Genomic DNA, 26047 nt, shown 5'->3' on the forward strand with positions numbered 1-26047 from the left:
CTCGCCAGGGCGGCCGCCTGCCGCGACGACTTCGCCGCCGCCCGCCGCCACTTCGCCCGCGCCCACGCGCTGGTCGGCGAGCTTCGGCGCCGACGAGCTGCGCGCCGCCGAGGTCGCCGATCACCACGGCGACATGCTGCTCCGCGCCGGCGAGCCCAAGCCCGCGCTCGCGCAGTACCTCCGTGGCCTCGAGATCCGCAAGGCCCGCCTGCCCCAGGGCGCCCCGCTGCTCGCCGAGTCGCTGCGCCGCCTCGCCGAGCTCGACCGCCGCGGCGGCCGCTACCCCGAGGCCGCCGCCCTGCTGCAGCAGGCCCAGACCCTGCGCGAGGGCGGGCCGATGGCCGAGAGCCCCGAGGCCGCCGAGATCCACCTGCGCCTCGGCGACCTCGCGCTCGAGCGCGGCCAGGCCACCGTCGCCCGCGCCGACTACGAGCGCGCCGTCGCCATCTACACCGCCGTCAGCGACAGCGACACCCCCAACCTCGCCCTGGCCCGCTTCGGCCTCGCCCGCGCCCTCAGCAGCGAGTCTGGCGGGCTCGCCCCCAACGCCCGTGGCCTCGCCGAGCAGGCCCTCGCCGCCCTCCAGTCGCGCGGCCCAGCGTATGAGCCCGAGCAAAAGGCGATCCGCGCCTGGCTCGCCGCCCGCGCCCGGTGATCACAGGACCATATGAGTCACTTGCGTGGGCGCAATATCCCGTGAGCTGGACGCAGGGTATTGGACATACACCGGACAATCGAACGAATCCCGGTAGGTCGCGGCGATCGACGAATCGCTACTTGTCCGTCGCCTTCTCATAGGGCTGAGCAGCGGCTTGTCAGGCCACGCCATATGAAAAGAGATGGGGGACCGAGCAGCAACAGGCGGAGGGCGTCCTCCACGTGTACGTTTGTGTACTCGGGGTGGTGAGCGCGGATCCCGCGCGGCGGTGATGATCCGCGCTCGTCGGACATCTGGCAGCGCGAGCTCAAGGCGCCGTGCGTCGCTCATCCGACGGTAGACGGCAAACTGAACCGCATCAGCCTCCGGCGTCGCGTCTGCGGCGTGTGGCATGGCTTCAGGCCCACGATATCCGGGGCCGCACGCGCGCGCCAGCGTCGCGGGGACGGCCGAGCGTCGGGGCAGTGCGGCGATCAGGCCGCGGGTGAACAAAGGCGTTCGCCGCGAAGGCGTACAGCGGGTGAAGCGTCGGCCCTCCCACAGCCAAGACGGACGTCGACCACGGTTCGCCCTGACGGCGTGGGCGGGCACCAGCCGGCACCCGGCACCGACACCACCCGGCACCCTCGATACCGAGACCGACACCGACACCAACACCGACACCGGCACGACCGCCTGACCCCGCGACTCGCCGGCCTCCCGACCTCGACTCCGACCGGCGGCCGCGTGTATTGTCGACGCCGGGCGCACCTCGTTGCAGCTCCCCGGTCCGCCCAGGCTGTTCGGACGCGATCGACAACTCGAAGAGCTCGACGACGCCTACGGCCGACGCCTCGAAGAGCTCGCCGACGCCGAGACCGAGACCCTCACCTGGCCCGCCCCTGAACCTCCTCCTCCGCTCGTTCCACCTTCGCCCCGCGGAGCACGCCCATGCTGACACCCCCCTGGGACCCGACCTTACGCCCCGATATCGCCATCCTCATCGCCCTCCCCGAGGAGTTCCGCACCCTCGCGGATGAATATTCGCGCGACTGGTACCCCATCCAAATCCCCTATACCTCGGCAGGCGATTTCCTATTCGTCGGGCCGGGTGGATATCGCTGCATGGCCACGCTCATGCCGAAAATGGGCCCTTCCGTCGCGGCTGGTCAGCATGCGGTTACTCGCGCCGCGTCCAGCTGCCATCATCAACATCGGCATCGTCAGCGGACCTGGCGACGGCGACGTGTGCATCGGCGACGTAATCGTGCCCGCGCCAGGTCGACGCCTACGACGAGACAGGGAAGATCCACGAGAAGGAGGATCGGCCGCGATGGCAGCGCCGCGGCGCGAGCTACAGCCCGAGCCGGTACCTGGTCGTCGACGTCCAGCAGCTCGAGCACACGGCCCGCGCAGACTTCGTCCGCTGGACCGACGACGGTGCCGATCAATTGAACAGCCTCCGTGTGGGACCGGACGGGCCTCGGATCGCCAAGCTCGTGAGCTCCCAGTTGCTCCGCGATCGGCCGATCGTGAACACGAGCCACCTCGCCTCCGGGAGCTTCGTTATCGCCAGCAAGACCTTCGCCGAATTCGTCCGCGAGGCCAATGCGGACCGCTTCGCCGCAGAGATGGAGGCCGCGGGGATGATGGCGGCTTCCGAGTACCTGCGGGATCCGGGCCGACGACGCACTGGTCGTGCGCGGAATCTCCGATCACGTAGACGCCGACAAGAAGGAGGTCGACGCGATCGGCAACGGCGCACTGCGACGGCTCGCCATGGCCAACGCCTGGCGCCTGGTCTGCGATGCTTCATGCGGCTGGTCGCTTGCCCGCGCCGACGCTCGAGCCGCTCTCGACACCGCAACGGACCGAGCGCCTCCACCCTCCCGGAGCAGCTGCACCGCCATCCGCACCAGGCTCCGCCGCCCTGAAAGGTGGCAAGCGAAGCTGGAGTACCCGCTCGACCAAGAGCCGATCACGGTCGATCCGACGCGAAGTACCGCCTGCAACATCTGATCGACGAAGCTCGCACCAAGATCCGTGAGCTCGGAGGTACAGCATGAACGAGCCCGAGGGGTCCGCATATTGAGGGAGAAACTCGACCACCTTCTCGCCGAAGAGGCGTTGGCCGTCGATGCCGATATCAAGTTCTCACTGACCCATAAGATCAAAGAAACAAGGGCGAAGCTCGCAGAGTGGAAGCCCCGGCACCACCACCGCCACCGGACCCTCCCCCACGCGCCTGCGCCACGGCGCCCCCGAGCTGTTCGGCCGCGAACGCGATTCACCTGGCTCGACCGCGCCTGGGCCGACGACGCGACGCACGTCGCTACCATCGTCGCCTGGGGCGGCACCGGCAAGACCGCGCTGGTCGCCGAGTGGCGCAACCAACTGCTCGCCAGGGGCCACGCCCCGGACTGGCTGTTCGACTGGAGTTCTACAGCCAGGGCGTGCGCGACCGCGGGGCCGTGTCCGCCGACAACTTCCTGCGCGAGGCGCTCATTTATTTCGGCGACCCTGCCATGGCCGACAGCCCTGCCTCGGGCTGGGAGAAGGGCACCCGCCTCGCCGCGCTGATCCGCGAACGCCGGGCCTCCTGATCCTCGACGGCCCGAGCCCCTCCAGCACCCCGACGGCGCTCGGTGAACCCGGGCGCCCCCAGGCGAGGACTCCCGATCGATGCATTGATCCGAAGCCTGGCGCAGCGCAACCCCGGATTGTGCGTGATCACCACCCGCGTGCGGGTCGCCGAGCTCGAGCGCTTCGGCCCCACACTGGCGCCCCGCCTCGATCCGAGGCGCTGTCCGACGCCGCCGGAGCCGAGCTCCTGCGCAGCCTGCTGGAGCCCTCGCACGGCAAACCGGTCAAGAGCACCCCGGCCGAGCGCGAGGAGATCAGCCGCGAGGTCCGCGGCCACGCGTTGACCCTGCAATTGCTCGGTGTCTACATTCAACAGGCCCTCGGCGACATCCGAAAATGGCGGGAGATCGACTTCTCGCGGGCGAGCGAAGAGCAGGGCGGTTACGCCTTCCGCGTGATGGACGCCTATGTCGCATGGCTGGCCCGAGCCGGCCTCCGTGGCCAGCGGCAACTGGCCGCCTTGCGGTTGCTCGGATTCTTCGACCGCCCCGCCGACCCCGGCTGCCTCGCCGCGCTGCGGGAGAAGCCCGCGATCCCGGGTGTCACGGAAGCGCTGGACGGGCTGGACACCCGCGACTGGAACGCCCTCGCGGCCTCGCTCGGAGCAGCTCCGCCTGGTCACGCGCACCGAGCACGTGCCTGTCTCAGTCCGGGGTTACGACGAGGCCGCGGCCCAAAAGGCGGGAAGAATGGGACTGCCGACAGGACCCCTCGTCGAGCACCGCCCGCACGACCTCGGCCCCGATGCCATGGTCCTCGACGCACATCCGCTGATCCGGGAGTACTTCGCCCGCGAGCTACGCCGGACCCACGACGCCGGCTGGCGCGAGGGCCACCGCCGCCTCTACGACCACCTCTGCCGCTCTGTGCCCCACTGGCCCGAGGGCATCGCGGGCCTCCAGCCGCTCTACCAGGCCGTCGTCCACGGCTGCGCGCCGGCCGCACGGCGGACGCACACAGGAACGCGGTCTACCTGGCGCGCATCAACCGGGGCGCCACGTTCTACAGCACCAACCATCTCGGGGCCGTCAGCGCGGACCTGGCGGCCATCGCCTGCTTCTTCGAGCACACCTGGGACACCCCGTCGACCGCGCTCGACGCGGGGCCGCCCAGTCCTGGGTGCTCAACGAGGCGGCTTCACCCTGCGCGCCCTCGGGCGTCTGCGCGACGCCCTCGGACCCATGCGGGCGGGCCTCGATGGCGACGTCCCAACTCGAACACTGGGAGAATGCCGCCATCGCGGCCAGCAACCTGAGCGAGCTCGAGCTGGCGCTCGGCCAGACGAGCGCCGCCATCGACGCCGCCACGAAATCCGTGGAGTACGCCAATCGCGGCGACGACGATTTTCAGCGTCTGTGCAGTCGCACGACCCTCGCGGATGCCCAGCACCAGGCAGGCGACCTCGCCGCCGCCCGGACGTTGTTCGCGGAGGCCGAGGCCATGGAGGCCCGACTCTACCCGGCCACCCCCCAGCTAGCTCGCTCCGCGGCCATCTATATTGCGACCTGCTGCTGCGCCCGGCCGAGCGCGCGGCCTGGCATTCTGCGCCCGGCGACCCCGCTTGCACCGCTGACCTGCTGCACCTCTGCCAGACCCTGGTCGACCGGGCGTCACGCGCCCTGGCGGTCGGCGGCCGCAACAACCATCTCCTCAGCATCGCCCTCGCCCACCTCAACCTCGGCTGCGCCGCCCTCCACGCCGCTATCCTCCCTCACCCACCCACTCGCACGAACCGCCCCTCGCCGACCCTCTCCTTTACCACCGCCCGCACCCACCTCGACGCCGCCGTCGACGGCCTGCGCAAGGCCGGCACGTTGAACCACCTCCCCGCGCCCTCATCACCCGCGCCCGCCTCCTCCACCGCACCGACCCCGACCTCGCCCTCCGCGACCTCGACGACGCCCAAACCCTCGCCGACCGCGGCCCCATGCCCCTCTTCCAGGCCGACATCCACCTCACCCGCGCCCGCCTCTTCCACGACCGCACCGCCCTCGCTCTCGCCCGCGAGCTCATCGAGCGCCACGGCTACGGCCGCCGCCTCGACGAGCTCGCTGACGCCGAGGCCGAGGCCGAGGCCGAGGCCGAGGCCCTCACCTGGCCCACCCCCCTCACTCATCAAAGCCCGTGAGCAGCAGCCGCAACCCCGCCGCCCCGGGCGCCTCCGGGCGCCCCCCCACCGCCGTGCGGATCGCCGGGTGCGCGAGCGGCAGCAGCCCCTCGAGCTCGGTCAACGCCGCCGCCTCGCCGGCCAGCGCCGCGTCGACCCGCGCCTGCAGCTGCGTCCGCGCCGTCGCCGTCAGGAACTCGCCCGCGTTCCAGGCCGTCAGCTCCGCCCCGGCCGGCAGCGTCAGCTCGCCCAGGCTCGCGTGACCCAGGCGCGCCCCCGCGGGCGCGCGCACCACGTCGAGCCGGCGCAGCCGCAGCCAGCCGCCGACCGCCACGCGCCCCTGACCACCGCGACGCAGCAGCAGCGCCTCGCCCTGCGTCACCCGCAGCGCCAGCGTCGCCCCGCTCTCCCAGGTCCCCGCGTCGACGCCTTGCTTGAACGCCTCGCGCGCGGCCGCGGCGAGCCCCTTGGGCACGCGCAGCCCGCTCCAGCCCGGCGGCGGCCCGGCCTTCGAGCGCCACGCCGAGAACTCGATCGGCCCGGTGCTCGCCTCGCCCGCCGCGATCGCCTGCACGACCCGCAGGTGCCGCTCGATCCGCCCGAACAGCTGCGCCGGCGCCGGCTTCAACGTCCGCGCGTGCCGCCACAGGTGCCCCGCGAGCCACCCGTCGTACACCTGCGCCGCCTCGGCCGCGTCGAGCAGCCCCGTCAATGACCCCACCGTCTCGGCCGCGCCGCTCACCGCCCGCTCGCGGTGCCGCTCCACCTCCGCGACCAGCCGCGCCGCCGCCTCCCCGGGCGGCGCGCCGTCGGCGAGCGGCAGCACGCTCCTCGCGTCGCCCGCGACCTCCGCCTCGAAGCTGCGCCACAGCCCGCGCCGCGAGACCCAGCGCAGCGCAGCCTCGATCGCCGCGTCGTCGAGCGCCGCGGGGAACTCTTGCAACCCCGCCACGTCCACCGGCGGCGCCTGCGAACCTGTCCCTTGCGACAGGTCGCCCGCCTGCGCTGAAGCTGTCCCTTGCGACAGCTCACCCGGCGCCGCCTCGTCCTGCTGCGACGGCCCCGGCTTGTGCTCGCCCGGCTTCAGCTTCTCCGCGCAGTTGGCGAGGAACACCAGCGCGATCGCCAGCAGCCGCAGCACCGGCGCCCCGTGGGCCGACAGCACCACCACCTCGCCGCGGGCGATCCGCAGCAGCAGCGTCAGCGCCACCGCGCCCGCGCCGATCCACATCCACACGGCCCGCGGGGCCCGAATCGCCGCGATCATCCGGCCCTCCGCGCCCCACCGCCGAACGCCTGCTCGCGGCAGCCGTTGCCGTTGCGGCTCTGCAACCAGCACTCCTTGCCGTCGCTGCACACGCCCTGCCCGCGCTGGCGGAAGCGCGTGAAGCCGCGGGCCCAGATGTCCCGCAGCGGCCGCTCGCGCAGGTTGCCCTCGCTCTCGCCGAGGTCTGTCGTCGTACACGGCAGGACCTCGCCGCTCGCCCCGATCACGCACGAGATCCGGCCCGCCCCGCACAGGAATGGTTGATCGCGGTAGTACCGATCGTCGGCGCCGGCGCTGCCCCACTCGTTGCACAGCTCGACGTGGAACACCGCCCGCTTGCGGCGGGCGAACGCCGCCACCCGGCGCAGCTGCTCCGGCGTCGGAAACAGCGCCATGTGCTCGGCCCCGCGGCCCTCCGGCGCGAACAGGTGCAGGCCCCAGCTGTCGGCCCCCGAGGCCGCCACCACCGGAAACATATCGGCGACCCGGTCGGCGCTCTGGCGCGTCACCGTGGTCCCGGCCACGACCTCGCGGCAGCCGGTCTCCTTGAGCACGCGGATCGCCGCCAGCGCCGCGTCGAAGCTGCCCACCTTGCCGCGAAACAGGTCGTGCTGCGCGCGCTCCCCGTCGAGGCTGATCGCCGCCAGGCTCGGCGGGTGGCGGGCCAGCAGCGACCTGAACTTCGGGACATGTCCCCCGTGCGTGTGCATCGCCCACTCGAGCCCCTGCTCGCACGCGTAGGCGATGATCTCCGGGATGTCGCGCCGCAGCAGCAGCTCGCCGCCCGCCAGCACCAGGGTCGGCCGCCCGAGCGCCACCAGCTCGTCGACGATCAGCCGCTTCGCCTCCTCCGTGCTGAGCTCACCGGGCGTGCGCTTGCCCGCCGACGAGTAGCAGTGCGGGCAGTGCAGGTCGCAGGCCGAGGTCACGATCCACTGCACCGCCACCGGTCGCCGGACCAGCCGCAGCGCGTGCAACAGCCGCGTCTCCGTCTCCCACACCTCCGGGGCCGCGCGCGCATAGAGGCGGTGTAACAGTCCCATGCCGCGATGGTACCCGCGCCCGCCCGCTGCGGGCCGCGTGCGACGCGTAAAAACTCGGTAAGACCCCACGACGCTCACGACGCCCGCGACGACACGACCGCCCACGGCCCCCCACGCCAGGCTTCAGGGCGATCCTGCGACCCGCCGGGCTCACAGCGTCTTGATGTACTCGAGCAGCGCCGCCCGCTCGCCCGCGTCGAGCGCGTCCCCGAAGGTGTGGCCGCCGTTGCCGTGACCCGGCTTGCTCGTGTCATAGACGAACTTACGCTGATCGGCCGGAGCGTCGTCCTGCCCGTAGGGCGTGGCGATGAAGGGCCAGCCCAGCGTGCTTTGATCGTAGTTCGCGCTGTCGAGATCGACGCGGCGCCAGCGGGCCGGCCGCGTGTCGCTCTCGAGCAGCGCCGCCAGCGTCGGCACCGACCCATTGTGCAGATACGGCGCGGTCGCCCACACCCCGTCGAGCGGCGGCGCGACATAGCCCGGGAACGGCAGCTCGACCTCGAGCTGGACGATCTTCCCGTAATACGACTCGTTGAACCACTGCACCATCTCGCCATAATTCTCGCCCGCGTTGGCCACCGTCGAGTCGGTGCCGATCACGTCCAGCGGCAGCAGGAGGTTCGGGTAGGTCTCGCCGTCGTCCCCCGCGGCGGCCGGCGCGTAGGTGCCGTGGCAACCCGCGCAGCGGGCGACGAACACCGCCTCGCCCGCGGCCGCCAGCTCGGCGTCGATCGCGAACGGATACACCGGCGATCGCAGCGACCGGATATACGCGTTGATATCGTCGAAGTACTCGAAGATCTCGTCCGCCTCCGCCACGCTATCGGTGCACAGCGACGACGCGAACATCATCGTCCGCGGTGGTCGCCGCGGTTCATCCCATTATAAAAGACCCCGTGCTTCTTGTGCACCCGCCACCACGGCGGAGTGTCGACCGGCGCCATGATCTCCGGCGGGAACAGCAGCGGATCGTCGCTCCACGCCAGGGTGTCGCTATTGTGGTGCGCCGCCAGGGCCACCGCCAACATGTCCGCCGGGTTGGTCCCGACGGTCAGCATCTTGATCTTCGGCCCGACCGCCTTGTAGCGCTCGACAAACTTGTTGATCTCCCCGATCACGCCGCCCGGGAAGATGTCGAGGATCGGCAGGTTGTCGACCAGCGCGCCCATCGGCACGTCGGTGAAGTCGAGGTCCGCCTCGCCGAGCCCGACCACCAGCTCGCCGTTGAAGCGACCCGCGTGACACTCGAGGCAGTTGAAGCTCGCTATCTCGACGCCGCTCTTCGGCGTGTGCACGGTCCAGTTGTAGGGCACCTCCGCGTTCTTGCCGCTGCGCCCCGGCAGCGGGTCGCCCTTGGTGAAGTCGCCGAGCAGCCCCTTGGCCAGCCCGAACAGCACGTAGGGCACGCCGCAGGTGATATAGCCGCGGGTCAACATCGCCTGATAACCCGCGGCCGGATCGCCGGGGCGCCTGCGGCGTCTCGGGGATAACCCAGCCCGCGTCCCACGGGCCCGGCGGCAATCCGGGCTCGCCCGTGCTCGAGCCGCCCTCACCCGCCGTGCCAGTCGGCGCCGGGTTGCTCGACGCATCCGCGCTCGCCGCGTCCCCCGTCGATCCGCCCGCGGCGCCCGTCGTCGGCGCGGCCGTCGTCTCGGCGCCGCCGCTGCTCGCGGGCTCGCCGGAACCAGCGTCACCGGAGCCACAGGACACGCACACGACCGTGAGAATGAGCGCGCGTTTGGCAGCCATCGTCGGCGACGCTATCAGGGCACCCGCGGGCTGCCAAGGCCAGGCTCACGGCTTTGGCAGCGGCACACAGACGAAGTGCGCGACCAGCGGGTCCGGCTGGGAGCACTCCTTGTCCGGGCCGCAGATCATCGTCAGGCAGTCGCAGGCCGGCGCGCCCGGACAGCCCGTCGCGGGGGCGCAGGTGAACGCGGGGGGCGGCGTCGGCCCGCAGCAGCAGTCCTGGCCGTCGCCCCCGCACTGGGCCGGTGTCGTCCCCCGCGGACACGGATCGCCCGGCGCCGGGAAGGAGCACGCCGGCTCGAGCACATCCTCGACGCAGACCTCATCGGTGCAGGTCAGCTCCGGTGTACACACCACCATCTCGGACCCCGTCGTCGCGTCGCCCGTGCCGGTCATCGCCTGCGTGCTCGACCCGGCGCTCGCCTCGGTCGGCCCCGATCCCGTGCTCATCGCGGCGCCCGTCGAGCCCGTGCTCGCGTCGCTGCCCCCCTTCGAATCACCGCACCCTGCCAGCACCATGAAACCAAGCACCGAGGACAGATTCGCCGCAACCCATCGCGTTCGCATTGGTAGATGATACCCCAGCACCCGCCACAGCGGGAGGCCAGGTCGACAGCACGCCCAGGCCCGCCTGGCGTGACCCCTTGCTGCGGTTGATCGACCTGCACGAGCGCTTCGGCGACCACGACCCGCTCAGGCGACGCGCAGGCTCAGGTTCAGCGCCAGCCCGCGCTCCAGCGCCTCGACCTCGTGCCACGCCCCCGCCGGCACGCACAGCAGGTCCCCCGGCCCGAGCTCGACCACCTCGAGCCCCGACGGCGGCGGCGGCGGCTCGCGATCCGCCACCGGGGCCATCCACTGCGTGTCGCCGAATCGGTCGATCTGCCCGTTGGCGCCCGGATTCGCCGCCGCGGCCGTCCGCTGATATCGCCAGCGCTTGCGCCCCGTGAGCTGCAGCGTGGTCGAGACGCGGGTGTCAAAGTGCATCGGCGTGCGCGCCCCGGCGGGCGAGAGGTAGGCGTTGAAGCGGCCGCCCGCGCAGCCGAGCTCGCGCACCAGCGCCTCCACCACCGCCGCCAGCCCGGCGTCGAATTCCGAGACATCGTCGGCGCAGATCGTGTGACCGCGGGCGAGCCAGGCCTCGATCTCGTCGACCGCGATCGCCTCGGTGAAGGTCAAGCCATCCCCCAGCGGGTCGGTGACGATGGCGCCGAACGGCGGCGAGGCCTGCCACTGCCCGGGCATGCGGCGCAGCGCGGCGAGCAGGCGCGCCTCGTCGCACAAGCCCGCGAAGCGACCGGCCGCGCCGCGGTCGAGCCACGCCTCGCCGCGCACCAGCGCGGCGGCCAACTCGCCCGCCGCGTGCCCGAGCAGTCGCTCGCAGACCCCACTCATATCGCCGCTTCCGCTCCCGCGGCCCCCCTGATAGCCTGCAGCGGGGGATCAGGAATGTCCGCAGCGTTCTCGCCACGCATGGTGATATTCAGCCTGGTCATCTACGTGCTCGCCTTCCTGGTGACCACGATCTTGCACGAGCTGGGGCACGCCGTCACCTCTGCCGCGCTCGGCGGACGGCCCGTCCTCCACCACGTCTACGTCGTCCACACCGGCCTCGCCGGCATGACCCAGGCGGTGGTCTCCGCCGCCGGCCCCCTCCTCAGCCTGGTCCAGGGCCTCGGCCTGATGGCGGCGCTGCGCTTCATGACCGCCGCGCCCGGCCCCTCCGCCTGTTCGTGCTGTGGCTCTGCCTCCACGGCCTCGTCAATTTCTTCGGCTACCTGATCACCACCCCCTTCGTGCCCAACGCCGACCTCGGCAAGGTCGCCGCGATCCTCGAGCTCCCCGCCGCCGGCCGCTGGGCGCTGTTCGCCGTCGGCATCGCCGCGATCTCGTGGATCGGCATGTGGGCCCGCGAGCCCCTGATGGCCTTCGCCGTCGACCCCGCGACCCTGGTCGAACCGGACGCCCGCGCCCGCCACATCCTCGCCGCGGGCGTCCTCCCGTGGATCGCCGGCGGCGCCCTGATCGCCCTCGCCAGCTGGCCCGCGCCGCACTGGATCTCCTACGCCTACCCCTTCTTCGCCGGCTTCTTCCTGATCGTCACCTGGCGCCGCGTCGCCGACGTGATCCCACCCGCGCTGCCCGCCAGCCCGTGGACCGAGGCCCCGCTGTGGCCGTGGCTGCTCGCGCTGGCCGCCGTGCTCGCGGTGTTCCGCGGCGTGCTCGCGCCCGGCGTCCGCCTGGTGCGATGATGCGGTAGGATATTCCATGCGCGTAAATCTACACATTGTGCCCCTTGGACTGGTCGCCACATTGCTCGCCTGTCCCACGCCGACCGACCCGGCGACAACCCTTGATACAACAGATGCCGCGTCCACGGCCGGCACCGTGGCGACGACAGCATCGGGTGGGGTCACCACGACCGCCACCGACACTGCGACCGGGGGGCGGGCGAGCCGTCGCAGTACTGCCCAGGTGCCGAGGCCTGGCCCAATGGCACTGTGCTCTGTCGCACCGATGCCGACTGCCCCGAGGAGGGGGGCCAGTTCGTGTGCGCGGCGGACGGCTTCAAGTTCCCAGATCTCGGCTGCGGCGGATGTGTCGATCCATGCGGCGGCGACGGCTACCCATGCGCCGCACCTTCCTTCTGCGTCGATAACGGCCCGGGTTGCTGCGGCCAGTGCGTCTCGGACTGCACCATGGGCGCAATGTGTAACCCGGGTTATGAGTGCGACCCCAACAAGGCGCCCGACCTCGATGGATTCTGCGTGCCCATCGCCTGTGGCGCGGGCTGGAACTGCGCCGACGGGCTGGTCTGCCACCCGATCGGTCCCGGCACAGACGCCCACGGCTGCAGTCCGGCGGTGTGTTCCGACCCGGAAGGCGCGCCCTGCTCGCCGAATGGTACGTGCATTCCGGAGGTCGGGTGCGGCTTCAACAAGCCATGTGAGGTCGACGCTGACTGTGCGTGTGGGACCTGCGTGGACTCGGTATGTCGCGACCGCCCAGGTCAGTGCGTGGACGTGAGTCCGCCCGAGTGACGGCGGTGCGTACGACGAAGAGAGCGTGGCTGGGCGTGGAGCCACCTGCGACGCCGAACGGCGCCCACGACCAGCACCGGCACCCGACCGGCCAGAATGAGCGTACCCCGTATCACGGCGGCGGCAGGTCCCAGGCCCCCGCGTAGGCGTAGCTCGCATACTTCTCTTGCCCATACACACCGATGCCGACCGGCTGATCTGCGATCAGCACATGCGGCCCAGGCGTGTCGATCACGACCACGGCCACGCCCATGGTCGTGCCCTTCACGGGCATCCACCCGACCACGGGCTCGCCGTCCAGCGTCGCCATCGTGTCCGGTGGCGCGGCGACGGCGACAGTCGTCAGCAGCCAGCCCTCGGGCGTCCAGAAGTTGTGGGTCGTGTCGAACTGTTCGATCGGCGCCTGCACCAGCAGCGACGGATCCGACGACGAACCGAACCCATAGCTGACCATGAACTGTCCGACCAGCACCGGCGCGCTCGCAGCGATCGCCAGCGGTTCCATGGTCGGTCCGAACTCGATAAACCCTCCGGCGTCGACGCTCTTTGGCACCTTGAGATCCGCGGTCATGACCTGCGTCCCATCCTGCGTCCCGACGACGCGGATCATGTGCGCGATCGCGTCGGGCCCCTGAGGTGGCACCACCACGTGATTCTTCCCGAGTGCGCTCGTCGGCGGCATCACCTCCTCGAGGTGATCGCAGGTACCGTCGGTGTCCGGCACGGACGCGCAGACGTGCCCGCCGAACACCGTGATGGGCCCGTCGGCGGCCACGCGCGCCCCGGTCATGTCGTCCGGCAGTTCGGCGAGGAGCAGCAAGATCTGCCCCCGATCGAGCATCAGCTCCCCGTCGCCGTCCGCGTCGATCGTCAGGATAGGGCTGACCGCGATACCCGCCGGTGAGTCGATCGTGACGGTTGTGCCGTCGTCGCGCGCCATCACCGTGAAGTACGACTCTATGTCAGAGTCAACACCGCTTTGGGTCGGCCAGCTCATGACCCACGCGTCGTTGCCCCACCGATCGGTCGGGTACAGCCGCGTGGCGTCGACAGACTGCCATGTCCCATCCCCGCTGAATTGCAGCGCGCCCACCGGACAGTTCGTCCGCACGCGATACGAGCCGTTGGTCGTCAATATGCTCGCCTCCACGAAGCCCAGCGGGGGCAGCCGCGGCATCACGACGAACTTCGACGCCCCGGCCGCCACCTCGCCCATCAGCAGCGGCTTGCCCACGAGATCGATCTGGTAGTGGGTCGGCCCCGCGCAAGTGTTGGTCAGGGCCACGCCGAACCCGTTTGCTCCCGCGAACCCTTGCGGCAGCGGCGCGGCCCAGAACTCGCAGCCATACTCGGACGGCCGCGCCTCGTCGAACGCGCACACCCCCGCGCATCCGCCTGCACCCGCGTCGCAGCTCAGCCCCTGCACCGGGTCGCACGTGAGCACCGTGTCGCCCGGCGCCCCGTCCTCGCCGCAACGCATCAGCATATCGCCGTCGCACAGCAGCGTGTCCGGCGTGCATGCCACACATCCGAGCCCGTCGACGCAGACCTCGCTGCATACCTCCGGCGCTGCGAAAACCCCGCCATCGCAGGTCTTCGCCGCCCCGTCCTCGCACACGATGACGCCCGGAGCGCACGCAGGGGTCGTCGTATTGTCGCCGGTCGGAACGTCCCCGCTCGACGTGGCCAACCCCGAGGTATCGGGCGAGGTCGCGGACGTGGACGCGGCCTCGGTCGTCGCGTCGGTGCTGACAGTCTCACCCCCGCAGCCTGCGAGGAGAGTGACGGTCGCTACCAGGGTGCGTCCAAAGATGTTAACAGCATTACTATTCATATTCATCGCAGTCCCCCTCCCTTGTTACTATCGTGATAATCGCGCCGCGCCGGTCAGCGCCAGATCGTTCACAGGCACAGCCCGTACGCGTCGTACGCGGCCTTGCACGGACCATAGTCCATCTCGTTCAAGACCAGCAGCCACGCATCACAGCTCAGGCCGCTCAGGCACTGGTTGTACGCCACCGCCTCCGTCTCACAGCCCGGGAGACCGGGCGCCTGTTCGCCACAGGCCGCTATACAGGTCGGGATGTCCGGGTAGACGCCCGGCTCGCAATCGAGCAGCAGCGCGCAAAGATCAGCGCACGCGCCCTCGATCCCATCACCAGCCCCGGTCGTCGTCTCCGCCGTCGTACCCGAGCTCCCACTGCTGTCGGTGCCGCTGCTACCGCTGCTACTGGTCTCCGCAGAAGTCGTCGTCGGCACGGCCGTGGAGCTGCCAGGCGGCGGGAAACTCTCGACCACCGACCAGGCCCCGTCGACACACTCGAGGCCCGGGCAGGGCGGCGCGCCGCATTCAAAGCAGAACTCGCCCGCGCCCGGGCACGCGTCGCCGACCACCGGATGCTTTTCGCAAGGCACGACCTCGTCCTTGCCACCGCAACTGCCGACGATGAAAAGTCCCACGAGCACGACCAGGCGCGCGATCACCATTCACGCATCCTATCACACCAGCCTCGGCGACTGCGATCAGATCGGCGCCAGCAGCGGGACGACCGCGGCCCCGTTCGAGGTCCGGGCCCCCGAGTTGTTCCACGCGTCCGCGGCCTCGAGAACGCGCCCGAGGTTGCCATTGCTGATCCGCGTCAATGGCAGGAGCTGCGGCACCACCCGCGGCCGCCCGCGTAGGTCCAGCCCCATTCCACCGACCGAGGTACTTCCCCTTCTGCTTGCCCTCGACGAGCACCGCGGTGACCTCGAAGGTCTGCGAGGAGTTCGGCTCGGCGTCGACCCGGCACTCGTCGATCAGCCGCGCCGGCGTGTTGGCGCCGAACCAGCTGCGACTGCCCATCTGGTTGCCGTCGCCCATCACGCTGTTCTTGAGCTTGCGCTTGGCCGGCGTGCCGCCAGAGCCATAGATCGGGCTCCGGGTCGTCGACGCGGTCGATCGCCAGCCCGACCCTGTCCGGGGTCGTCGCGGTGCGCGCCGTGATCGCCACGTTCGTGTTCAGCCCGGGCACCAGCGACACCACCCCGTTCTTCAGGCTCCGAACCGTCTGGATCAGGCCGATCTTGTCGGTGTGCGGCACGTTCTTGTTCGGCAAGAACTCGAGCGTGATGTTGGCGCCGACCATCCGCCCATCGTCCCCGATGCCCCGCAGCGGGCCGTAAGCCGCGTATTGCGTCGTGTCCCAGCGTCCGCCGAAAGTATCGACATAACAGCTGATCTGGCCCTCGGGCAGGCTCCCCACCTCGGGCACCGGCCGCCCCGCCAGCACCGCCTCGGCGGCGGCGTCGGCCCGCTGCTCGGCGATATCGCCCCGGCGACTGAAGCCTGTCGTAGGCCCCCGCGCGAAAGAAGATATCGCTGCCCGTCGTGAACGCCAGCGCCCCGAGGCTCTGCGCCATGCGATCCGCCGCGCCGTCGGTGTGCACCCGCGTCGCCCCGAGCTCGAAGTTCAGCCGAGGTTGCAAGTGCGCCCGCACCCCGCCATCGAGCGGCCGCCCGCGGCCCGCCGCCGCGTCGATCCCTGCCTGGAGCTGCCGCTGCACGATCCGGTTTCCGAAGGTCGCCTGCATCGCCTCGGCCGCCGCGTTGCGCCGCGTCGCAGCCGGTCGCCGTGGGCGCTCGCCGCTCGCCGCCCGCTCCGGCTCCGTTGTATGCGCGACGACTGACTCCCGCGTGCTCGTGGCCCGGTCCATCCCCACCTCCCTCGAGACGGCCACCATAGCCGGTCCACAGCGCCCGCAACAGCCCACAAACCCGCGCAGCCCAGCTCGTGCTCACCGGCGTGCAGCCGCGAGCCGCCGCGAGCCGCCGCGGCTCCACCAAGAAGGCGCGCCAGTGGTAGTCTGCCGGGCCAAAGTGAGCAATGGTGAGGGCCAGCATCCGCCGCCGAGCCTGCGGGACCTGAGCGTCTGGCGGCGCTTCCGCGTCCGGCTCACGCTGCTCTACAGCAGCGTCGTCCTCATCGCGGTCGGCACGATGACCTACGCGTTCTACACGTCGGGCGTCGGCATCGCGATGGCGGGCGTCCGCGGCCGCATCGGCGGCACCGCGGTGGCCCTCGCGCGCGGCATCGAGGCAGAGCAGCTCGCCGAGCTCAAGGTCGAGGCGGACAGGACGAAGCCCGTCTTCGCCGAGCTCGAGGCGGACTTCGCCGCCGTCGTGGCCACCGAGAAAGACGTACTCAGCGTGTACGTCCTGGTCCCGACCGACACACCCGGGATCTTCACCTTCGCCATCGACTATATCGCGCCCGGAATGCACGATCCGGCGACGGCCAGGGTCGGGCAATCGTACGACGCCACCGCGAACCCGACGCTCCTGCGGGGCCTCGACGAGCCAGCGGTCGAGACCGAGATAGCGAGCGACGCGTGGGGCGCCACCCTCTCCGGCTTCGCGCCGGTGATCGATCGCGGGGGGCGGCACGTGGCGCTGGTCGGCGTCGACGGGGACGCGCACGCGATCCGCCAGACGCAGCGCCAGATCTTCCGCTCCGCGGCCGAGCTCAGCCTCCTCGCCGGGATCGTGCTCGGCCTGATCGGCTTCGTCGTCGGCCGCAGCGTGCGTGAACCCCTGACGCGCCTGATGGCCGCGACCGGTGCCATCGCCGCGGGGCAGCTCGAGACGCGCGTCGGGCTCAAGCGCAGCGACGAGTTCGGCCTCCTCGGCCAGCACTTCGATGTCATGGCCTCGGGTCTCCAGGAGCGCGACAGGATCCGCAACGCGTTCGGCCGCTACGTGAGCGAGGACATCGCAAAGAGGGTCCTGAGCGGCCCGGACGGCGCCCGCATGGGCGGCGAGGTCCGGGAAGTGACCGTGCTCTTCAGCGATATCCGCAGCTACTCGAGCATCAGCGAGCTGCTCTCGCCCGGCGAGACCGTCGAGCTCCTCAACGAGTACCTCTCGGTGATGAACGCGGTGATCGACGATCACGGCGGCGTCATCATCGAGTTCCTCGGCGACGCGATCCTCGCCGTATTCGGCGCGCCCAACGACCTCGAGGGCCACCCCGAACGGGCGCTGCGCTGCGCCATGGAGATGCGGGGGGCGCTCGCGGCCTTCAACACGCGCGTGACCGCCGAGGGGCGCGCTCCCTGGCACAAGCAGGGGATCGGGGCGCTCGCCCACCGCATCGGCATCCACACCGGCAACGTCGTCGCGGGCAACCTCGGCTCGCGCGTGCGGGTCAAGTACGCCGTCATCGGCGACGCGGTCAACGTCGCCTCGCGCTGCGAGGGCCTCAACACGCTGCTGGGCACGGAGATCCTCTGCACCTCGTCCACCCGCGATCGCCTGCCCGCGGGAGCTCCAGGCCGTCCTCGCCGATCAGGGCACGCACGACGTGAAGGGGCGCGCGCAGAAGGTGACCGTGTTCTCGGCCTGAGACCCTCGCGTCCGCCGAGTCCTGCGGGGTGGCGACAAGCCACAGCGATGAATCCTGGGGGACTCAGCGGATTCACCCGATTCACCGATTATCACGGGAACGGGTGCGGGTCGGGGTTCCAGTCCGACGGCTCGACCGGCTGGCCCAGGGCCGTCGGGACGCTGCGCAGACGAACCCCGCCGAGGTAGCGCGAGCGGTGATCGTTGTCGAGCGGCTGGGCCCCCGGGATGATCGTGCGGACGACATGAAAGCCGCACTGCTCCACGTCCGGCGTGGTCACCTCGACCCACGACGCCGCCAGGCCCCGCGCCGCGAGCCGCTCGATCAACGGCCCGCGCTCGCGCACCAGCGAGGCGAAATTCACCAGCGGCCCGTCGTCGGTCATGAACCGCAGGCGATCGCGCAGCGCCGGTGAGGTCGCGTGCGCCAGCAGGTGGTCGCGCAGCGTGTCGAAGCGGTCGTGCACCTGGCCGGGGTTATCGAGGATCTCCGGGCTGCGATTGACCAGCGTGCGCGTCAGCGTCGCCTCCTCGAGCGCGAGGCGCAGCGCGTGGCGCGGGTCGTCGTCCGCGGCGATGCCGTACGAGGTGAGCGGAGGGTCACCGGCGTCGATCAGCGCCGCGCCGATCACCGGCACGTCGACGTCCAGGGTCAGCACATTGAGGAACCAGCGCGAGCCCGTCTGGGCCGCCGCGTCGAGCAGGCGGTCGATGTCCGGCGCCAGCCGCGACAGCTCTCCGGGTCAATCCGCGGCGTGATCAGCCGCGCGTACCAGGTGATCATCAGCGCGTCGCGCTCGAGGATCTCATAGATACCCTTGGTGATGCAGCCGGCGACCGAGCGCCCCGCCGCGAGCCCGGTCGAGATCGGCATGTGCGTCCACGGCTCGACCGCGCGGTCGAACAGATAGGGCACATATACGCAGCTGGCCGGCAGCCACACCGGTCGCCCGCTCGCCAGCGCCGCGCCGCGGACCCAGCGGATCGGCGTGTCGTCATCCGCCGGCAGGAACGGGAAGCCGGGCGCCGACCGCTGCGCCGGAGCGAATGGGTAGACCTCGTCGACCCGCAGTATCTGTTCGCCCGCGCGCAGCAGCGCCGCCGGCGTCGCCACGCGGAGCGCCCGCGGGTCGTAGATCGCCGAGCAATAGCGTTCGACCGACTCACCGCACGCGCGGACCACCGCCCGGTCGCACTCGATCGAGCAGGCCGCGCCGCGGTTCGCCGCGCGCATGCCCGTCACCGGCATGGTGTCGCAGGGATCGGCGTGGGCCAGGAACACGGCCGGGTCGCCGCGGCCGAGCTTCATGACCGTCACCGACCGGATGATCCCAGTCTTCGCGTCGACCAGCGGCGCGAAGGCTCCCAGGGACGCCTCGAGGCCCCGCGTCACGCCGCCCCGCTCTTCACGAGGGGCGCGGGGAAGCGGGCGTCCCAGGCCAGCCGTGGCGGGCCCCCTGGATGGCACACCGGACAGCGCGGCACCTTGAGCGTCGGGTGCCTGCGGGCCCCGATCCCACCGAACACGTATTCGACATATCCGCCGAGCGTCGTCGGTGGTTGCAATAGCACGATCTGCGACAGCTCCACCGCCAGCAGCCCCGCCATCGCCCGACGAAACGCCGGGTGCGCCGGCGCGGGCCCGGGCACCTGGTCCGCCAATCGAACCCTATAACTGAGCGCGACGCGGCCCTCGAGCTCGCCCGAGTTACCGAGCAGGCGAATGTTCACACACTCGAGACACGCGGTGTTCTGCGGCAGCACGTACGGCCCGAGCCGTCCGATCGCCCCCTCGCACACCCCGAACAGCAGCGCCCGGCGGCGCTCGACCGCCAGCTCGTTGACCAGCCGCGCGAACGGCATGCGCCACGGCACGTCCCAGCACACCAGCGGACCGGGCGCGGCGTCCATCGCCGCGCGCAGGCGATCGAGCACGCCCGCGCAGGCCGCCCCCTCGGGCGCCTCGATCACCGCGTCCGCCAGCCCCGCGTCGGCCAGCGCCATGCGCATCACCCCGGCGCTCGCCGCCGCCGCCACGACCACCGGCCGGGCCGCGGCGAGCAAGGGCGCGGCCGCGTCGGGGTTGACGCCGATCGCCGCGTAGAACTCGCCGAGCGCGTCCAGCCGGGCCGGCCCCGCCTCGCCGCGCCACACCAGGCAGCCGGTCTGCAGCATCATCTCGAGCACGTACTCGACCAGCGGCGGCGCCTCGGCGAGCCCCTCGGCCACGCGCCCGACCAGCTCCACGCGCGTCGGCCCCGCGACCAGCTCCGTCGCCGCCATCGCCTCGGTGATCGCCGCGACCACGCGGACCACCGGGATACCCGTGAACGTGGTGCTGTGATTGACCGCCGCGACCTGGACCTCGTCCGCCGAGATCACGAACACCTGCGTACCCGGGCGGGCGCCAGGCGCACCCCCGGGGTCTGGACCTGCGGATCTTGACTCATGGGCTGCTCTCGCTGGGGACGTCGTGGCCTGCGCGCCGGGCGTAGCGGAGGATCTGATCGGGGGTGAGGTTCGGGACGAACTGCGCGAATTGCCGGCGGCCGCGGCTGTCGCCGATATAGAAGGCCTTGGCCATGTTGTTGATATATTGCCGGCCGCGCGCGCTGACCTTCCACTCCTCGCCGACGCGGGTCCACATGCCCGCCTCCTCGAGCTCGCGGATCACCGGCCCGAACAGCAGCTCCGGCTCGAGGCCGTAGCGCTCGATGAAGCGGGTCCGCGAGACGCGGAGGAACTTGAGCCCGAGCACGAAGTAGCGCGACATCTCCTCGTGCAGGCTCAGGCGGTGGGCCAGGACGATCGGGTCGCCGCCCGCCTCCACCGCGTCCTCGTACGCGTCGACCGCGGCGTGGTTGGTGTAGACGTGGCCGTTGATGAACGAATAGGCGCTGTTGCCAAACCCGACGTATTCGCCCTGCGGAGCCACGAACGCGATCTCGTTGTGCACGCTCTCGAAGCCGGGCTTGGCGAAATTGAAGGCCCCGTATTCGCGATATCCGTGCTGCCCCAGCACCTCGCTGACGATCAGGTCCATCGCGTCGAGCTGCTCGATCGTCAGGCGCGCCGGGATGTCGCGCGCCGCCTCGCGCAGCTTGAGCGCCGTGAACGGGATGATCTCGAGGCGAAAGCACGAGATGTGGGTCGCGCCGGTGGCCACCGCCCGCGCCAGGTCGGCGCGCAGCTCGTCCTCCGTCTGCGAGGGGATGCCGTAGATCACGTCGAGCGAGAAGTTGGTGAAGCCCGCGGCGTGGATCGCCACCAGGGTGTCGTCGACGTCGCGCCCGCGGTGCGGCCGGCCGATGATCCGCAGCAGGCGGTCCTCGAAGCTCTGCACGCCGAAGCTGATGCGGTTGACGCCGGCATCGCGGTAGGCGATCGCCTTGTCGGGCGTGAACGAGATCGGGTTGACCTCGACCGTGATCTCAGCGTCGGTCGTGACCTCGAAGGACCCGCGGATCAGATCGAGGATCCGCAGCATGTCGGCGGGCGCGAGCACCGAGGGCGTGCCCCCGCCGAAGTGCCCACATTCGAAGCGGTGGTTGCCGAGCCGCCCGAGCTCGGCGTAGCGCCGGATCTCGCGCTCGAGCGCGGCCAGGTAGCGCGGCACCGCGGCCTCGGCCGCGCGCTCGACGGCGAACCCGCAGTAATCGCAGATCGCCGTGCAGAACGGGATATGCACGTAGAAGGCCGCGCGACGCCGCTGCCACACCGCCTCCGCCTCCTCCGCGCGCACGCAGGTCGGGTACCAGGCGATGAATTCGTTGTCCTTGCTGGTGAACATGTCACACGCTCCGGGCGCCGAGGACCACGCTGTGGACCACCGCCTCGTCGACCCCGTCGATGCCGAGATCCGCGGCGAGGGCGTCGTCGCAGAAGCCCGCCACGGCGCAGGCCCCAAGGCGCTCCTGCTCGCTAACCAACAGCAGGTTCTGCGCCGCGTGCCCGGCGTCGAGCAGCACCAGGCGATAGCCGCGGTCGCCGTACTTCGCCAGCGTGCGGTCGAAGGCGGCCACCAGCAGCACGATCGCCGCCGCGTTGCACACCCAGTCCTGCCAGAAGAAGCCGTCGCGCACGACCTCGTCCACCGGCCGCGCCGGCATCCGCTCGAGCGCGACGGTCGCAATATTGTAGTGGTAAAGCCCGGGCGGTAGCCCGTCGACCGCGCGCGCCAGCACATACGTGTCGAGCGGGTACAGGCCGCCCGCCGAGGGCCACGCCCGCACCGCCTGGGTCACGCCCGAGTCGGTCGCGTAGACCAGCGTCGGCCCGAGCGCCTGCTGCAGCAGCGTCGACAGGCAGGTGAGGCCGAAGCCGCCGGACAGCTCACGCCCCGAGCGGCGCGCACGGAGCACCTCGGTCAGCGACGCGGCCCCTGGCTCCGGCTCTGGCAGCGCGACCTGCGGGTGCTGCGGATGCTGCAGAAACCCGCGGCTCGAGATGAACTGCTCCATGGAGCTCATCGTGAGCCCCTCCGCCTGTCGTCGCGCCAGCTCCGGGAACAGCTTGGAGTTCTCGTGATAGAGCGCGGAGAGCCGCTCCGGCAGCCTCGGGCGCAGCGATTCGTCGACCTCTCCGTTCCACTCGACCTTCATGCGTCCCCGGGCGCGGCTGGCCTCACCAACCCGAGGGCGCCACGGCCGTCTCGCCGCAGCAGCAGCAGCAGCACGAGCAGCACGACACGTCGACGTCGGTCGACTTGGTCGCCCGCAGGGCGATCGACATGGACGAGAGCTTGTCAACGACGGAGATGTCCGCGCCCGACATGGCCGCCGCGGTCCGCAGGGCGCTGAGCTCCTTGAGGCTCAGGTTGAAGTCATTGAGGATCCGACCCGGATCCTTGGTCGCCTCGGCCCGGTAGGCGCTGTCCTGCGAGAGCTTCGAGAGCGCGGCCCGAAACTGGTCCGGCGCCTTCGGCCGAACAGCCAGCCCGACGAGCTTCTGCTCCATGGCGGGGTCGATTCGCAACACTCCCGGATTCTTCGTGATCTCGATCGGCATGGGTCCCCCTGCTCCGAGCGTGCTAGAGTGCCGCCCGAGCGACCCACGAATATCGCCGCGATGGTTGCGTGTCAATCGATCCGACCTCTCGCTCGACCGCAGCCGACCGCAGCGCCCCGGATGATTTTGCGCGATGGATCCCGCCTCCGAAGCAGCGCTCGCCCCGGCCCTGGCCTTCCTCGAAGGCCTCGCCGTCGCTCGCCGCCGCCACAGCGGGGCCGATCTCGCGGCGCACCTCGTCGGCACCCAGGCCCTCCTGCACAGCTGGGGCGCACGCGGCCCCCTGTGCCGGGCCGGGCTCTTTCACTCCGTCTTCGGCACCGAGATGTTCCCGGTCGAGCTGCCCCCCGACACGCTGCGCGCGGAAGTGCGCGATATGATCGGCGCCGAGGCTGAACGACTCGCCTGGCTGTTCGGGCAGATCGACCGCGAGAGCTTCACGCGACAGGTCACCGGCGCCGGCCCCTGTCTCAGCCGCAGCTCCGGCGAGCCCCTCGATCTCTCCGCCCTCGACCTCGCCGACCTCGCCAACCTCTACACCGCCAACGCCGTCGAGCAGCTCCCGCGTCTCCCGGAGATCTGCGCCGTGGTCGAGCGGGCCCTGATCGCCCCCTGCGACGCCCTCCTGCTGCCCGCGGCCCGCACGGCCCTCGCCGCCGTGCGCAGCGAGGAGTGATTCGGCGCCGCCCCGGATCGAGCCGTGCACGGCTCCGCCCGCCGCGGCGATCTCGACGACGGCGATACCGCGGAGATATCTTGGTCGCCGAGAATCACGACTCCGCACGAAATCGAGGCTGTCCATGCCCGCTGCCCTGCCCCTCCTCGCGCTGCTCCTCTTCACCGCGCCCGCGCAGGCCCAGGCGCCCGCGGAGGCCGCGACGAGCCACGAGCGCGGCGCGTACATCACCGTGAACGTGGGCATCGAGGTGCAGGCCCTCGAGCGCGCCGCCGGGGACACCGCGCGAGCCACCGAGGAGCTGGCCGCCGCGGTCCGTGCCCTCGCGACCTCACCGTCGCTGAGCGACGCGCAGCGAGCCGAGCTCATGGCCGTGCTCGCACGCGTCGACACCCTCTCGACCCGGGTCGCCGGCGCCATCGACCGCCTGCCCGCGGCCGTGCGCGAGACCCGTGAGCCGCTGGCCGCCATCGCCACCGACCTCGCCGCCCAGGTGCGCCGGACCATCATCGCCGTCGTCGTCCTCCTCCTCGCCCTGCTCCTGGGCGCCCTCGCCGGCTTCTACGTCCTCGTGCTGCGCCCTGGCCGTCGCCTCGTGGCGGGCCTCGGCGGCGGCCTGGACACCATGAAGCACTCGCTCGAACGCGCCGCCGAGCGGGCCGCCGAGATCATCGCCGAGGCGAACGCGACGCACCTGGCCAGGGCGCTCGAGGCCATGCGCGCCGCGCCGGTCGCGGCCACGGTCGCGGCCACGACCCCGGCCGCCGACCCCTGAGCCCCGCGCCTCACGGTCCCGACGACTCGCGGAGCGCCTTGCCCAGGTCGCCCGGCGAGTGCCGGTTGTCCCTCACGAGCCCTGCGCCCGCTGCCGGCGCAGCTTGATCAGCGACCCGAGCACCCGCAGCGCCCCGCTCGCCCGCTCGCGCAGCCCCGCGCCGTAGATCGTCTGCACCGCCCCCATCACCAGCGGCAGCGTCGCCGCGCGGATCGGGTAGAGGGCCATCCCCTGGCGCACCGGGAAGCGGTCGGTGACGATCGCCTTCTCGGTGCAGCACGCGCGCAGCCCCTCGCGCCCGTTGATCTTGCCGAAGCCCGAGATCTTGAGCCCGCCGAAGGGCAGCGACTGGATCATGTACGCGAGGCCGAAGTCGTTGACGGTCGTCATGCCGGCCTGGATCGCCCGCGCCATCCGCTGCGCCCGCGCCGGGTCGCGGGTGAACACGCTCGAGCCGAGCCCGTAGGGGCAGTCGTTGGCCCCGGCGATCGCCTCCGCCTCCGTGGCGACCCGCGTGATCACCATGACCGGGCCGAAGTGCTCCTCGTGCATGATCCGCATGCTGCGATCGACGTCGACGAGGATCGTCGGCGGATAGAAGTTCGTGCCGAGCTCGCGCCGCGGCTGACCGCCGCACAGCACCCGCGCGCCCTTCGCGACCGCGTCGTCGACCAGCGCCTGGATGATCTCCAGCTGGCGCGCCATCGTCATCGCCCCGAGGTCGACCTCGGGCCCGAGCGGCGGCCCCTGGCGCAGCGCCTGCGCGGCCGTCAGCACCCGCGCGACGAACTCGTCGTAGACCGCCGCGAACACGAACAGGCGCTCGGCCCCGACGCACATCTGGCCGCACGCGTTGAACACCCCGAACAGCGCCGTCGAGGCCGCCTGCTCGATCACCGCGTCGTCGCAGATGATCATCGGGTCCTTGCCGCCGAGCTCGAGCACCACCGGCGTCAGCGTCTCGCTGGCCGCGGCCATCACCTTGCGCCCGTTCTGCGGCGAGCCGGTGAAGAAGACCTTGTCGACCCCCGAGGTCACGAGCGCCGAGCCGGTCTCGCCGTAGCCGGTGACGACCTGCACGAGCCCCGGATCATGGCCGCGGGCCCGCAGCGCCGCGTCCAGGATCTCCAGGTACTTGAGCGACGACCAGCTCGCCAGCTCCGAGACCTTGATGACCACCGCGTTGCCGGCGAACAGCGCCGGGATGACCGGGCAGAAGAAGTTGTGGAACGGGAAGTTCCACGGGCTGATCACCCCGACCACCCCGAGCGGGAGGTACTCGACGCGCGCCGACTTGTGCGGCAACAGGCCCGAGGCCCGCGACTGCGGCCGCAGGTCGCGTTCACCGTGGGCGATCGTGTAGCGCAGCTTCTCGCAGACCGGAAAGATCTCACCCATCGCCGCGTCGACCATCGTCTTGCCCGAGTCGTGCACCGCGAGCAGCGAGATCTCCTCCTGCGCCGCGACCACGCGGGCCAGGATGTCCTTCAGGACAGCTCGCCGCTCGGCGAAGCTGGTCGCGGCCCAGGCCGGCTGGGCCGCCCGTCCGCGCTGCACTGCCGCCACGACCGCGGCCCGGTCCATCACCGGCACCTCGCCGAGCCGCGCCCCCGTGGCGGGGTCCGTGCACACGATCGTCGTCGGCGCTGCAGGAGGCGTGGCGGGGGCGGAGGCGGCGGTCGGCATGGCGTCGGCACCCTACCTCGCCCAGGCCCCGCG

At 71.3% G+C, this 26047-nt stretch carries 26 protein-coding genes and 1 pseudogene; 9 read left to right on the forward strand and 18 right to left on the reverse strand.

Annotated features, from left to right (window positions below; translation table 11 throughout):
- Nucleotides 1-337 precede the first annotated feature (337 nt).
- The 4 genes from IPJ59_RS38155 to IPJ59_RS26770 all read left to right on the forward strand — a co-directional run bounded on the left by IPJ59_RS38155 (nt 338) and on the right by IPJ59_RS26770 (nt 5408).
- Nucleotides 338-655, forward strand: coding sequence for a tetratricopeptide repeat protein (locus tag IPJ59_RS38155; protein ID WP_366524691.1), 318 nt, complete (start codon nt 338-340; stop codon nt 653-655).
- Nucleotides 656-1178: 523 nt separating this feature from the next.
- Nucleotides 1179-1337 carry a hypothetical protein gene (locus IPJ59_RS26760; protein WP_293273893.1) on the forward strand — a complete coding sequence of 53 codons (159 nt, stop codon included), beginning with the start codon at nt 1179-1181 and terminating at the stop codon, nt 1335-1337.
- Between the two features lie 1753 nt (nt 1338-3090).
- On the forward strand, nt 3091-3240 hold the full coding sequence (locus IPJ59_RS26765) for a hypothetical protein (RefSeq protein ID WP_293273894.1): 150 nt from the start codon (nt 3091-3093) through the stop codon (nt 3238-3240).
- Between the two features lie 1967 nt (nt 3241-5207).
- Nucleotides 5208-5408, forward strand: a complete 201-nt coding sequence (locus IPJ59_RS26770) for a hypothetical protein (protein ID WP_293273895.1) — start codon at nt 5208-5210, stop codon at nt 5406-5408.
- Here the strand turns inward: IPJ59_RS26770 and IPJ59_RS26775 are convergent.
- The 6 genes from IPJ59_RS26775 to IPJ59_RS26800 form a co-directional block, all read right to left on the reverse strand.
- Nucleotides 5389-6654, reverse strand: coding sequence for a hypothetical protein (locus IPJ59_RS26775; protein WP_293273896.1), 1266 nt, complete (start codon nt 6652-6654; stop codon nt 5389-5391). The genes IPJ59_RS26770 and IPJ59_RS26775 overlap by 20 nt on opposite strands.
- Nucleotides 6651-7697 carry a radical SAM protein gene (locus IPJ59_RS26780; RefSeq protein ID WP_293273897.1) on the reverse strand — a complete coding sequence of 349 codons (1047 nt, stop codon included), beginning with the start codon at nt 7695-7697 and terminating at the stop codon, nt 6651-6653. The genes IPJ59_RS26775 and IPJ59_RS26780 overlap by 4 nt, the downstream gene beginning before the upstream one ends.
- Before the next feature lie 150 nt (nt 7698-7847).
- The gene (locus IPJ59_RS26785; RefSeq protein WP_293273898.1) at nt 7848-8549 is read right to left on the reverse strand and encodes a c-type cytochrome; all 702 of its coding nucleotides are present in this window, start codon (nt 8547-8549) and stop codon (nt 7848-7850) included.
- Nucleotides 8546-9130, reverse strand: coding sequence for a hypothetical protein (locus tag IPJ59_RS26790; RefSeq protein ID WP_293273899.1), 585 nt, complete (start codon nt 9128-9130; stop codon nt 8546-8548). The genes IPJ59_RS26785 and IPJ59_RS26790 overlap by 4 nt, the downstream gene beginning before the upstream one ends.
- Nucleotides 9131-9491: 361 nt before the next feature.
- Nucleotides 9492-9896: a hypothetical protein gene (locus tag IPJ59_RS26795; RefSeq protein WP_293273900.1), complete on the reverse strand. Its 405-nt coding sequence runs from the start codon at nt 9894-9896 to the stop codon at nt 9492-9494.
- Between the two features lie 243 nt (nt 9897-10139).
- Nucleotides 10140-10841 (reverse strand): JmjC domain-containing protein, encoded by a 702-nt coding sequence (locus tag IPJ59_RS26800; RefSeq protein ID WP_293273901.1) that lies wholly within the window; start codon nt 10839-10841, stop codon nt 10140-10142.
- A 78-nt stretch (nt 10842-10919) separates the two neighbouring features.
- Between IPJ59_RS26800 and IPJ59_RS26805 the strand changes: the two genes are divergently transcribed.
- Nucleotides 10920-11228: a hypothetical protein gene (locus IPJ59_RS26805; protein WP_293273902.1), complete on the forward strand. Its 309-nt coding sequence runs from the start codon at nt 10920-10922 to the stop codon at nt 11226-11228.
- Nucleotides 11180-11698, forward strand: coding sequence for a hypothetical protein (locus IPJ59_RS26810; RefSeq protein WP_293273903.1), 519 nt, complete (start codon nt 11180-11182; stop codon nt 11696-11698). The genes IPJ59_RS26805 and IPJ59_RS26810 overlap by 49 nt, the downstream gene beginning before the upstream one ends.
- Before the next feature lie 901 nt (nt 11699-12599).
- Here the strand turns inward: IPJ59_RS26810 and IPJ59_RS26815 are convergent.
- From IPJ59_RS26815 to IPJ59_RS38165, 5 genes and pseudogenes are all read right to left on the reverse strand, one after another.
- Nucleotides 12600-14105 carry an IgGFc-binding protein gene (locus IPJ59_RS26815; RefSeq protein ID WP_293273904.1) on the reverse strand — a complete coding sequence of 502 codons (1506 nt, stop codon included), beginning with the start codon at nt 14103-14105 and terminating at the stop codon, nt 12600-12602.
- Between the two features lie 284 nt (nt 14106-14389).
- Nucleotides 14390-14974, reverse strand: coding sequence for a hypothetical protein (locus IPJ59_RS26820; RefSeq protein ID WP_293273905.1), 585 nt, complete (start codon nt 14972-14974; stop codon nt 14390-14392).
- A 36-nt stretch (nt 14975-15010) separates the two neighbouring features.
- Nucleotides 15011-15181, reverse strand: a complete 171-nt coding sequence (locus tag IPJ59_RS38160; protein ID WP_366524692.1) for a hypothetical protein — start codon at nt 15179-15181, stop codon at nt 15011-15013.
- Nucleotides 15127-15741 (reverse strand): hypothetical protein, encoded by a 615-nt coding sequence (locus IPJ59_RS26825; RefSeq protein ID WP_293273906.1) that lies wholly within the window; start codon nt 15739-15741, stop codon nt 15127-15129. Before IPJ59_RS26825 ends, IPJ59_RS38160 begins: the two co-directional genes overlap by 55 nt.
- A 67-nt stretch (nt 15742-15808) precedes the next feature.
- A pseudogene (locus IPJ59_RS38165) lies at nt 15809-16210 on the reverse strand (eCIS core domain-containing protein); the annotation flags it as partial.
- A gap of 136 nt (nt 16211-16346) precedes the next feature.
- Here IPJ59_RS38165 and IPJ59_RS26830 point away from each other — a divergent pair.
- Complete coding sequence (locus IPJ59_RS26830; protein WP_293273907.1) at nt 16347-18059, forward strand: adenylate/guanylate cyclase domain-containing protein; 1713 nt, start codon at nt 16347-16349, stop codon at nt 18057-18059.
- Here the strand turns inward: IPJ59_RS26830 and IPJ59_RS26835 are convergent.
- The 6 genes from IPJ59_RS26835 to IPJ59_RS26860 all read right to left on the reverse strand — a co-directional run bounded on the left by IPJ59_RS26835 (nt 17963) and on the right by IPJ59_RS26860 (nt 22877).
- Nucleotides 17963-18529 (reverse strand): YcaO-like family protein, encoded by a 567-nt coding sequence (locus tag IPJ59_RS26835; protein ID WP_366524693.1) that lies wholly within the window; start codon nt 18527-18529, stop codon nt 17963-17965. The two genes, IPJ59_RS26830 and IPJ59_RS26835, sit on opposite strands and share 97 nt — an antisense overlap.
- Nucleotides 18523-19263 carry a YcaO-like family protein gene (locus tag IPJ59_RS26840; protein WP_293273908.1) on the reverse strand — a complete coding sequence of 247 codons (741 nt, stop codon included), beginning with the start codon at nt 19261-19263 and terminating at the stop codon, nt 18523-18525. Before IPJ59_RS26840 ends, IPJ59_RS26835 begins: the two co-directional genes overlap by 7 nt.
- Nucleotides 19260-20252 carry a TOMM precursor leader peptide-binding protein gene (locus IPJ59_RS26845; protein ID WP_293273909.1) on the reverse strand — a complete coding sequence of 331 codons (993 nt, stop codon included), beginning with the start codon at nt 20250-20252 and terminating at the stop codon, nt 19260-19262. Before IPJ59_RS26845 ends, IPJ59_RS26840 begins: the two co-directional genes overlap by 4 nt.
- Before the next feature lie 64 nt (nt 20253-20316).
- On the reverse strand, nt 20317-21660 hold the full coding sequence (hemW, locus tag IPJ59_RS26850; protein ID WP_293251583.1) for a radical SAM family heme chaperone HemW: 1344 nt from the start codon (nt 21658-21660) through the stop codon (nt 20317-20319).
- Nucleotide 21661: 1 nt separating this feature from the next.
- Nucleotides 21662-22471 (reverse strand): SagB/ThcOx family dehydrogenase, encoded by an 810-nt coding sequence (locus IPJ59_RS26855; RefSeq protein ID WP_293251581.1) that lies wholly within the window; start codon nt 22469-22471, stop codon nt 21662-21664.
- Nucleotides 22472-22493: 22 nt separating this feature from the next.
- The gene (locus IPJ59_RS26860; RefSeq protein ID WP_293251579.1) at nt 22494-22877 is read right to left on the reverse strand and encodes a hypothetical protein; all 384 of its coding nucleotides are present in this window, start codon (nt 22875-22877) and stop codon (nt 22494-22496) included.
- A gap of 133 nt (nt 22878-23010) precedes the next feature.
- Here IPJ59_RS26860 and IPJ59_RS26865 point away from each other — a divergent pair, with 133 nt between their 5' ends.
- Both IPJ59_RS26865 and IPJ59_RS26870 read left to right on the forward strand, forming a co-directional pair.
- Entirely contained in the window at nt 23011-23553 is a 543-nt protein-coding gene (locus IPJ59_RS26865; RefSeq protein WP_293251577.1) for a DUF6817 domain-containing protein, read from the forward strand.
- A 124-nt stretch (nt 23554-23677) separates the two neighbouring features.
- Nucleotides 23678-24328 carry a hypothetical protein gene (locus tag IPJ59_RS26870; RefSeq protein ID WP_293273910.1) on the forward strand — a complete coding sequence of 217 codons (651 nt, stop codon included), beginning with the start codon at nt 23678-23680 and terminating at the stop codon, nt 24326-24328.
- 72 nt (nt 24329-24400) lie between these two features.
- Here IPJ59_RS26870 and IPJ59_RS26875 read toward each other — a convergent pair whose 3' ends face one another.
- Entirely contained in the window at nt 24401-26014 is a 1614-nt protein-coding gene (locus tag IPJ59_RS26875; RefSeq protein WP_293273911.1) for an aldehyde dehydrogenase family protein, read from the reverse strand.
- Between the last annotated feature and the right edge of the window lie 33 nt (nt 26015-26047).

The organism is Nannocystis sp., from assembly GCF_016714285.1.
In the GTDB taxonomy this organism is placed as follows: domain Bacteria; phylum Myxococcota_A; class Polyangia; order Nannocystales; family Nannocystaceae; genus Nannocystis.